6 protein-coding genes are annotated in these 6,588 nt (G+C 40.8%); all 6 read left to right on the plus strand.

The window, feature by feature from the left end:
• The coding region (locus SORDD24_RS11700) for an ABC transporter ATP-binding protein (RefSeq protein ID WP_061408754.1) at nucleotides 1-709 on the plus strand (709 nt) is incomplete at its 5' end.
• Between the two features lie 335 nt (nucleotides 710-1,044).
• Complete coding sequence (locus SORDD24_RS06330) at nucleotides 1,045-1,701, plus strand: CBS domain-containing protein (RefSeq protein ID WP_061408757.1); 657 nt, start codon at nucleotides 1,045-1,047, stop codon at nucleotides 1,699-1,701.
• A 110-nt stretch (nucleotides 1,702-1,811) separates the two neighbouring features.
• A protein-coding gene (gene prfB, locus SORDD24_RS06335) for a peptide chain release factor 2 (protein WP_155720124.1) occupies nucleotides 1,812-2,907 on the plus strand; the annotation gives its coding sequence in 2 pieces (ribosomal slippage) (nucleotides 1,812-1,883 and nucleotides 1,885-2,907; 1,095 coding nt in all).
• A gap of 17 nt (nucleotides 2,908-2,924) precedes the next feature.
• Entirely contained in the window at nucleotides 2,925-3,617 is a 693-nt protein-coding gene (gene ftsE, locus SORDD24_RS06340) for a cell division ATP-binding protein FtsE (protein ID WP_000022274.1), read from the plus strand.
• Nucleotides 3,610-4,536 carry a permease-like cell division protein FtsX gene (gene ftsX, locus SORDD24_RS06345; protein ID WP_061408763.1) on the plus strand — a complete coding sequence of 309 codons (927 nt, stop codon included), beginning with the start codon at nucleotides 3,610-3,612 and terminating at the stop codon, nucleotides 4,534-4,536. The genes ftsE and ftsX overlap by 8 nt, the downstream gene beginning before the upstream one ends.
• Before the next feature lie 219 nt (nucleotides 4,537-4,755).
• On the plus strand, nucleotides 4,756-6,588 hold a 1,833-nt coding region (locus SORDD24_RS06350; protein WP_081103523.1), incomplete at its 3' end, for a PTS transporter subunit IIBC.

The following is a 6,588-nucleotide window of genomic DNA, read 5'->3' on the forward strand; positions in this document are numbered from 1 at the left end:
GTCCTTACTGAAAGTTGAAAACTTATCCATCTCCTATGGAGCTATCGAAGCCGTCAAGGATATCTCTTTCGAAGTAAACGAGGGAGAGGTAGTTACCTTAATTGGTGCCAATGGTGCTGGAAAAACGTCTACCCTTCGCGCTATCTCGGGTTTGGAGAAAGTATCTTCTGGCAAAATCATTTATAATAATCAAGAAATCCAAAAGTTTCCAGCTCGTAAGATTGTAGCAGAAGGTCTGTCTCAAGTTCCAGAAGGTCGTCATGTATTTCCAGGAATGACAGTTCTGGAAAATCTTGAGATGGGGGCATTCTTGAGTACTGACAAAGATAAAAACTTGCTTAATCTCAAGAAGGTATTTTCACGTTTTCCTCGCCTAGAAGAACGTAAGAACCAAGACGCAGCAACTCTTTCAGGTGGAGAGCAACAGATGCTGGCTATGGGTCGTGCGCTCATGTCCATGCCTAAGCTTCTCTTGTTGGATGAACCATCTATGGGACTCGCTCCTATCTTTATCCAAGAGATTTTTGACATTATCCAAGAAATCCAGAAACAAGGCACAACTGTTCTCTTGGTTGAACAAAATGCTAATAAAGCACTTGCCATCTCTGACCGTGCTTATGTACTAGAAACAGGTAAGGTTGTCCTATCAGGAACAGGAAAAGAACTTGCAACATCAGACGAAGTCAGAAAAGCATACCTAGGTGGCTAAACTAGTCTGGGAGACTAGTTTAGGTTGCAGATGGAGATTGCGCACGCAATCCATCTATAGTCCGGGAGACCTTTTTAGTCGGCAGATAGAGATTGCGTAGCAATCATCAGAACCAGTGGATTGTTTTAGTCGGCGGATTGAGATTGCGTTGCAATTTCCTAAGTGATGAAATAAAACCGAATGAGGATTGTTAATCCCTCATTCACAGAGCTCGAAATCAGAGCTCTTTTTTGTAAGAGGTTAGCTTTTTTAGAATCTTTAAAAAATCTGACAGCGTTTGATTGATTGTGTAAGAAAGTGTATAATGAAAGTAGAAATAGAGAAGGAGAAGTCTCATGGCAGTTAAAGATTTTATGACACGCAAGGTAGTTTATATCAGTCCTGATACGACTGTAGCACACGCAGCAGATTTGATGCGCGAGCAAGGCTTGCACCGTTTACCTGTTATCGAAAATGATCAATTGGTTGGTCTTGTTACAGAAGGAACCATTGCAGAGGCAAGTCCATCTAAAGCAACCAGTCTTTCTATCTACGAGATGAATTATCTTCTCAATAAGACCAAAGTCAAAGACGTCATGATTCGGGATGTTGTGACAGTTTCTGGATACGCAAGCCTAGAGGATGCGACCTACCTGATGTTGAAAAACAAGATTGGTATTTTACCAGTTGTTGATAACCAGCAGGTATATGGAGTGATTACGGACCGCGATGTCTTCCAAGCCTTTTTGGAAATCGCTGGTTATGGAGAAGAAGGGATTCGTGTTCGTTTTATTACGGAAAACGAGGTCGGAGTTTTAGGAAAAATCGTGACCTTGATTGCCGAGGAAAATTTGAATATTTCTCACACAGTTAATATCCCTCGTAAGGATGGTAAGGTTGTCATTGAGGTTCAAATTGATGGAATGATTGACCTAGATTCCTTAAAAGAAAAATTTGAAAGAGAAGGAATTCAAGTAGAGGAGATTGCTCGAACCTCTGCAAAAATCCTTTAAACCAGAGGCTTTAGAGCCTCTTTTCTTCTGCCGTCAAAAGCGGTGAAAAGCAAAATATGGAAAGAAATGAGAGATTATGGTATAATAAAACGATGTGAAAAGGAGTATCTATGGACATTTCAGAAATTCGTCAAAAAATTGACGCAAATCGTGAAAAATTAGCTTCTTTCAGGGGGTCTCTTTGACCTCGAAGGCTTAGAGGAAGAGATTGCCATCTTGGAGAACAAGATGACAGAACCTGATTTTTGGAACGATAATATCGCGGCCCAAAAAACGTCGCAAGAATTAAATGAATTAAAAAACACCTACAACACCTTCCGTAAAATGGAGGAGTTGCAGGATGAAGTTGAAATTTTATTGGACTTTTTAGCAGAAGACGAGTCAGTCCAAGATGAACTGATAGAGCAGCTAACCGAGTTGGATAAGATGATGACCAGTTACGAAATGACGCTTCTCTTGTCAGAACCTTATGACCATAATAATGCAATTTTGGAAATTCATCCAGGTTCAGGCGGGACTGAGGCTCAGGACTGGGGCGATATGTTACTTCGTATGTACACTCGTTATGGAAATGCCAAAGGCTTTAAAGTTGAAGTTTTGGATTACCAAGCTGGTGATGAAGCGGGCATCAAGTCTGTGACCTTGTCCTTTGAAGGTCCAAATGCCTACGGTCTTCTCAAGTCGGAAATGGGTGTTCACCGTTTGATCCGAATTTCACCATTTGACTCAGCTAAACGTCGTCACACATCATTTACATCCGTAGAGGTTATGCCTGAGTTGGATGATACCATCGAAGTGGAAATTCGTGACGACGATATCAAGATGGATACTTTCCGTTCAGGTGGTGCTGGTGGACAGAACGTCAATAAAGTTTCAACAGGTGTGCGTTTGACGCACATTCCTACGGGGACAGTCGTTCATTCGACAGTCGATCGTACCCAGTATGGAAATAGAGATCGAGCTATGAAGATGTTGCAGGCTAAGCTCTATCAAATGGAGCAAGAAAAGAAAGCAGCGGAAGTCGATTCCCTTAAAGGTGAGAAAAAAGAAATCACTTGGGGAAGTCAGATCCGTTCTTATGTCTTCACACCTTATACCATGGTGAAAGATCACCGTACGAGCTTTGAAGTTGCCCAAGTAGATAAGGTTATGGATGGAGATCTAGATGGTTTCATCGATGCCTATCTCAAATGGAGAATCAGCTAAGATAGAAAGGAACTCACATGTCAATCATTGAAATGCGAGATGTTGTCAAAAAGTATGACAACGGGACGACTGCCTTGCGTGGTGTGTCTGTCACTATTGAACCGGGAGAATTTGCCTACATCGTAGGACCTTCTGGAGCAGGTAAGTCCACCTTTATTCGAGCTTTATATCGAGAAGTAAAGATTGAAAAAGGTAGTTTAACAGTTGCAGGTTTTAATTTGGTTAAAATCAAGAAGAAAGATATTCCTCTTCTTCGTCGTAGTGTTGGAGTTGTCTTTCAGGACTACAAACTCTTGCCAAAGAAAACCGTTTATGAAAATATTGCCTATGCAATGGAAGTAATCGGTGAGAACCGCCGTACCATTAAAAAACGTGTGATGGAAGTTTTGGACCTAGTTGGTTTGAAACATAAGGTTCGTTCATTCCCTAATGAACTTTCAGGTGGAGAGCAACAACGGATTGCCATTGCTCGCGCGATTGTCAACAATCCGAAAGTCTTGATTGCCGATGAGCCGACAGGAAACTTGGACCCAGATAATTCTTGGGAAATTATGAATCTGTTGGAACGCATCAATCTCCAAGGTACTACAGTATTGATGGCTACCCATAATAGCCAGATTGTAAATACCTTGCGCCACCGTGTCATTGCCATTGAAAATGGCCGTGTCGTTCGTGACGAAGCAAAAGGAGAATATGGATACGATGATTAGTAGATTTTTTCGCCATTTATTTGAATCACTAAAAAGTTTAAAGCGAAATGGCTGGATGACAGTAGCAGCAGTGAGCTCGGTTATGATTACCTTGACGCTCGTTGCCCTGTTTGCATCCGTAATTTTTAACACAGCTAAACTAGCTACCGATATTGAAAACAACGTTCGTGTCATGGTTTACATTCGTAAGGATGTGGCAGATAACAGTGAAACGATTGAAAAAGAAGGTCAGACAGTTACCAACAATGACTATCACAAGGTCTATGATGCTTTGAAAGCTATGCCAGCTGTAAAAAGCGTTACCTTCTCAAGTAAAGAGGAGCAATACCAAAAATTGACTGAAACGATGGGGGATGACTGGAAGGTCTTTGAAGGGGATGCCAACCCACTCTATGATGCCTATATCGTAGATACCAACTCTCCAAGTGATGTAAAGAAAGTAGCTGAAGATGCTAAGAAAATCGAGGGAGTTTCAGAAGTTCAAGATGGTGGAGCCAACACTCAACGACTCTTTGAACTAGCTTCCTTCATCCGTGTGTGGGGATTAATTATTGCAGGACTCTTGATTTTCATCGCGGTCTTCTTGATTTCCAACACCATCCGTATCACCATTATTTCGCGTAGCCGTGAAATTCAGATCATGCGTCTGGTAGGAGCTAAGAATAGTTACATCCGTGGTCCATTCTTGTTGGAAGGTGCCTTCATCGGTTTATTTGGAGCAGCTATTCCTTCAGTCCTAGTATTCTTTATCTACAATATGGTTTACCAGTCTGTCAATAAATCCTTGGTTGGTCAAAACCTATCCATGATTACGCCAGATCTATTTATTCCTTTGATGACAGTTCTCTTGTTTGTCATCGGAATCTTCATTGGATCAATCGGATCAGGAATTTCTATGCGTCGATTCTTGAAAATTTAATTGGATATCAATGCAAATTGCATAGCTTAGTGGAAATATCCAGACAGTTTAAAAGAGAAGTTTTAAAGAACTTCTCTTTTTTGTATAAAAATTTAAGAAAAAGGAGAAAATTTTTCTATAAAAGCCTTTACAAAAAATAAAAAGTGGTATAATTAGTATATAAGTTGGTGCAAACGTTTTCGTAAAACGTTTGCCTAAAATAAAATAAAGGAGATTTGAATGATGAAAGCTACATTCAAAAATGTCTTGTCTTTCGAGTTTTGGCAAAAATTCGGTAAGGCTTTGATGGTGGTTATCGCTGTTATGCCAGCGGCTGGATTGATGATTTCAATCGGTAAGTCGCTAGTGATGATTAACCCTAACTTTTCACCACTTGTAATTACTGGTGGTGTACTAGAGCAAATCGGTTGGGGAGTTATCGTTAACCTTCATATCTTGTTCGCCCTTGCTATCGGAGGAAGCTGGGCTAAAGAACGCGCTGGTGGTGCTTTTGCTGCTGGTCTTGCCTTTATCCTTATCAACCGTATCACAGGTACAATCTTTGGCGTATCTGGCGATATGCTAAAAGATCCAAATGCTATGGTTTCAACACTATTGGGTGGGTCAATCAAAGTTTCTGATTACTTTATCAGTGTTATGGAAGCTCCAGCACTTAACATGGGTGTTTTCGTAGGGATTATTTCTGGTTTTATAGGGGCAACTGCCTTTAACAAATACTACAACTTCCGTAAGCTTCCTGATGCACTTTCATTCTTTAACGGAAAACGTTTTGTACCATTTGTAGTTATTGTTCGTTCAGTAATTGCTGCAATTGTTCTTTCAATTTTCTGGCCACTTGTTCAAACAGGTATCAATAGCTTTGGTATCTGGATTGCAAACTCTCAAGAAACTGCACCAATTCTAGCACCATTCTTGTATGGTACTTTGGAGCGTTTGCTCTTGCCATTTGGTCTTCACCACATGTTGACTATCCCAATGAACTACACAGCTCTTGGTGGTACTTATGAAGTCTTAACTGGTGCAGCAAAAGGTAGCCAAGTATTTGGTCAAGATCCACTTTGGCTTGCATGGGTAACAGACCTTGTAAACCTTAAAGGTACTGATGCTGGTCAATACCAACACTTGTTAGATACAGTACATCCAGCTCGTTTCAAAGTTGGACAAATGATCGGTTCATTTGGTATCTTGATGGGTGTCATCGTTGCTATCTACCGCAATGTTGATGCTGACAAGAAACACCAATACAAGGGTATGATGATTGCGACAGCCCTTGCAACATTCTTGACAGGGGTTACTGAACCTATCGAGTATATGTTCATGTTCATCGCAACACCGCTTTACCTTGTTTATTCAGTAGTTCAAGGTGCTGCCTTTGCTATGGCAGATATTGTTCACCTTCGTGTCCACTCATTCGGTTCAATTGAATTCTTGACTCGTACACCATTGGCAATTAATGCTGGTATTGGTATGGATATCGTTAACTTTATCTGGGTAACTGTTCTCTTTGCGGTTATCATGTACTTCATTGCCAACTTCATGATCAAAAAATTCAACTACGCAACCCCAGGACGTAACGGAAACTACGAAACAGCTGAAGGAGCATCAGAAGAAGCAGCTTCTGGAACTCCAAAAGTTGCAGCAGCTTCTCAAGCCGTAAATATCATTAACCTTCTTGGTGGTCGTGCAAATATCGTAGATGTGGATGCATGTATGACTCGTCTTCGTGTAACTGTTAAAGATGCAGATCGCGTTGGTACTGAGGAACAATGGAAAGCAGAAGGAGCTATGGGTCTTGTCATGAAAGGACAAGGTGTCCAAGCTATCTACGGACCAAAAGCTGACGTATTGAAATCTGATATCCAAGATATTCTTGACTCAGGTGAAATTATTCCTGAAACTCTTCCAAGCCAAATGACTGAAGCTCAACAAAACACTGTACACTACAAAGGTGTAACAGAGGAAGTTTATTCAGTAGCTGATGGTCAAGTTATTGAATTGGAACAAGTAAAAGATCCTGTTTTTGCTCAAAAAATGATGGGTGACGGTTTTGCA

The sequence above is a fragment of the Streptococcus oralis genome, from assembly GCF_001579175.1.
Taxonomy (GTDB): Bacteria; Bacillota; Bacilli; order Lactobacillales; family Streptococcaceae; genus Streptococcus; species Streptococcus oralis_O.

Bases quoted from the DNA above. Each gene is read 5' to 3' on its own strand.
- SORDD24_RS06330 (WP_061408757.1), top strand. From the start codon at position 1,045: ATGGCAGTTAAAGATTTTATGACACGCAAGGTAGTTTATATCAGTCCT.
- ftsE (WP_000022274.1), top strand. From the start codon at position 2,925: ATGTCAATCATTGAAATGCGAGATGTTGTCAAAAAGTATGACAACGGG.
- ftsX (WP_061408763.1), top strand. From the start codon at position 3,610: ATGATTAGTAGATTTTTTCGCCATTTATTTGAATCACTAAAAAGTTTA.